The sequence below is a fragment of the Limisphaera ngatamarikiensis genome (genome assembly GCF_011044775.1).
In the GTDB taxonomy this organism is placed as follows: Bacteria; Verrucomicrobiota; Verrucomicrobiia; order Limisphaerales; family Limisphaeraceae; genus Limisphaera; species Limisphaera ngatamarikiensis.
The window spans coordinates 926-4,111 of the sequence record NZ_JAAKYA010000065.1 but is presented as its reverse complement, the minus strand read 5'-3'; the positions used below and the strand labels follow the sequence as shown (position 1 = coordinate 4,111).

Genomic DNA, 3,186 nt, shown 5'->3' with positions numbered 1-3,186 from the left:
CATCGCAGCCCGAGGGCGAGTAAGCGCCCGCCGGGATTTTCCATGGCGCCGGCGGCCCGCCGGCAGCCCTGCGTGAGGTCCGGGCGCGAAGAAGCCGCCGGAACCTAGGCTCGAGGGTGCGCGCCAGCAGAGGATGTCCGGGTCAGTTCGCGGCGTCCCGAGTGCAGTTAAATGCCTTCTCACCCTTTGGCTGGGCGATTACTTCGGGATAACCAACCCGTATTCGGGATGCTTCCTTGCAAAGTCGCAAAGCCAGCGGGCATCTTCGTCCCAAAAGGCCGTGCCATCCATGAGCGCCACGTTTATGCCGTTGCCGTGCTGATGGCGTTTCGAGTCGTAAACCAAGGGATAGTCTTTCGGCACGGCACCGTTGGTGAACCACCGAGACCAGTCCACGTAGATGTATTTTGCCGCCGACTCTTTTGCAGGGCATTGACTCATGCGCCGGGCCATCTCCTCACCGGCTTCAACCCTAACCGCTTCCTCCAACGTCCTCGGGAACTGTCAGTCGTGGTCTGCTAGGTACTGGAACCCGCAGTAAGCAACGCATCGTATCTGCCTCAGGCACAGCAGCCTGTCAGCTTGTGCCTGGCCGAACTGCTTGGGCTTGGTTGAACAGCCAGCAGCTATGAGAACCATGCCCAAAGCAACGGCTAGTCGCCTGTAAACGTCCATTTTCCGTCGAATGTGTAGGCGCCGTGAGCTATATACTTTTTCTTTGTCCACTTCCCACCCTCGCAAGAAAGCCAGAACACACGGGCTGTGGTGACATATGGCCCACCAATGTTCGCCCACGTTACTGTTGGAAAGTCGCACGCAGTCTTGTTCGAGCATGAGGGAATAATCCCGGACGTACCGTCTATTCGCCAACAAGGCGTCCAGTAGATTTGCAAATCTTTGTACGGACCATCAATTTCGAGGTCGATTTTCATATGAATCGTCCAGTCCACTCCACCATCGATTCTTCTCGATCCCTTGGTTGGCGTAGGGTCGGTTCTTTTCGCCTTCTTCAGAACCGCCGGATCAACGCAGCAAGGTTTCCCAGCATCTGGTGGATTGTAAGGCGGAACGCGATTTTAGCCATGCGGGTCATGTGGTCGGGGCGTCGGAGGCGGGCTTGGAGGGCCACAGAAGTGCAGACCGTCCTCATCATAACCGGAGCAAGAGTGTCCGACACACTCCAGCCCCAAAGCATCGAACAGCTTTTGCGGCTCATTAACCATGGCCGCGTAAAGGTTCACTCCACCTCGTTCCCCAATCGGATCCCTGCTCAACCACCTTCCCAGGGCGCGACCATAGGCACGGTTTTGGTACAGCACCACATCCGTCGTGCTGCACTTTTGCCCAGCATTGCGACAGAATGGATTATCGTTCCCCATTATGCCTGCTCAGCGTATGACGTCCCCGGTAGGCCGCAATCCTACTTGGCACAGGCGCAGCGATCGCTTTGCCATGCCCAGTCCCATTTCTGACACCGTCGCTCGTATGTCGCAACATCGCCTCATACAGACTACTGCCCGCCGCACTAGCGACTCTTCTGCTCACACGGAACTTTTAGTCCCAAAGCGGGACTCGCACTTTTGTGATGTTGTTCACTGAGTGCTGCGGATCGCATCTCGGCTCATTCGCGATCCCAACGAAAGAACTCAACCTCCGGCGTTGTGTGGCAGGCGTTCCATGGCCAACCACCCTTGCCGAGGCCAACAGTACCCTAATTCGTTCTAGCCGCTTTGACGGGATAGCCGAAGGTCACAACGGTGGCACTCCTCCACCACGCAAAGAGGATCGTGAACTAATAAACTCTTCTACCTCAACGATATTCGTCGGCACGTTGTTCGAGATGCAGTAGGCAATCCAAGACCCCTTCTCGATAGAGAGGAAGGCATAGCACTTTGGATAACGCTTGCGTTTGTCCAGTACAAACCACACCTCATTTGTGATCGGCACGCCACTCGAATTTGTGAAAAAGCCGTCCAAGTATTTCCAATGTGCCTTTCCCACAATAAAATGATTTGCAGTTTGCAATGCCTTTACATCAGGAATGACGACATAAGATATCCTCGGTCGTACAACCTCAATTGCATACCGGTCGTGTTCTCCGTCCGGCCAGTTAACCAGGTTGTATTTGTCCTTTCCCAGCCTGCCAGGGACTAGCGCCAGCGCCACAAGGATGAAAGCTACAAAAGCAGACACAATCGGTCGGACTTGCATAAGTCAATGGCTTTTCAACTGAATTCGTATGTGGCATTTGTCCTTCGACGTGTCTTGGCAATCCTTGTCGGCCCTTTCCAGCTCTATCAGGTCAATCTCGCACTTCGCATTTTTCCACACCAGGTTGCTGTCCCTGTCCCTTTCTTGTTGGCCTGTCCACGGGTTGATTTTCATCTTGGAAAACACCCGACCGTAAACCCACTCCCGTTTTCCTTTCCACACAGGATTGAAATTGCCGAATGCACAACAACACTGCATTGTACATTTGTATTTCATTTTGCACACAACGTTGGGAGGTTCGTTGTCAGACATTGGAACCCATCCCGTGCCGATTGGCAATAGGATGATCTCACCGGCATCCCCGTGCCCGCCTTGACCTGGCCCGATCACTATGATCTTGACGGAACCACAAGCCCACACTTCGGCGGACCCACTGTTGACTAGGGCCGTCGCATTTCCGCAAGGCTGCGCTGAGAAGGGTATCTCGAGATTTCCGCTCGGGCTGTTGCGGTCGAATAACCCGAGGCGATCAAACCGACCCATTGGATCATTTCGAACGAACCCGTAAAGGTTTCTTCCACCCCGTTCCCCAATCGGGTCTCCGTTCGGCCAACGACCAAGCGAGGGAACGTAAACCCGCATCTCGTACAGCACCAGGCCCGTGCCGTCCTCCGTCCGCTTCGTGCTGAACCGGAACGGATTCCACCCCGCCGCAGCGCCCGTCAGCCGCAAAGGCTCCCCAAACGGTCCATACTCGTACCGCGCAGTCTCGGTTCCTGTGCTCGCCGAGACCAGGTTCCATACGTTCCCGTTGCCGTCGTACGTCACAAAGTGCACTCCCGCAGCAGGCCCACCGCTCAACCGCACCCACAACAACCCGCCCACTCCACCCGCACCGTCCAGGCATTCCGAAAGATCCAATCCCCACACGTACGACCGCACCAGGGCGTGGTTCGTCGCGTTCAACTCCACAAC

The 3,186-nt window shown here is 55.6% G+C and carries 4 protein-coding genes; all 4 read right to left on the bottom strand.

Annotation, left to right across the window (positions count from 1 at the left end; translation table 11 throughout):
- Positions 1-198 precede the first annotated feature (198 nt).
- Positions 199-489, bottom strand: coding sequence for a hypothetical protein (locus G4L39_RS09670; RefSeq protein WP_165107814.1), 291 nt, complete (start codon positions 487-489; stop codon positions 199-201).
- 587 nt (positions 490-1,076) lie between these two features.
- Positions 1,077-1,379: an RHS repeat-associated core domain-containing protein gene (locus G4L39_RS15925; RefSeq protein ID WP_425485743.1), complete on the bottom strand. Its 303-nt coding sequence runs from the start codon at positions 1,377-1,379 to the stop codon at positions 1,077-1,079.
- A 370-nt stretch (positions 1,380-1,749) separates the two neighbouring features.
- The gene (locus tag G4L39_RS09660) at positions 1,750-2,211 is read right to left on the bottom strand and encodes a hypothetical protein (protein ID WP_165107812.1); all 462 of its coding nucleotides are present in this window, start codon (positions 2,209-2,211) and stop codon (positions 1,750-1,752) included.
- Between the two features lie 3 nt (positions 2,212-2,214).
- Positions 2,215-3,039, bottom strand: a complete 825-nt coding sequence (locus G4L39_RS15445; protein ID WP_165107811.1) for an RHS repeat-associated core domain-containing protein — start codon at positions 3,037-3,039, stop codon at positions 2,215-2,217.
- Positions 3,040-3,186: the final 147 nt, after the last annotated feature.

Bases quoted from the DNA above. Each gene is read 5' to 3' on its own strand.
- G4L39_RS09660 (WP_165107812.1), bottom strand. From the start codon at position 2,211: ATGCAAGTCCGACCGATTGTGTCTGCTTTTGTAGCTTTCATCCTTGTG.
- G4L39_RS15925 (WP_425485743.1), bottom strand. From the start codon at position 1,379: ATGGGGAACGATAATCCATTCTGTCGCAATGCTGGGCAAAAGTGCAGC.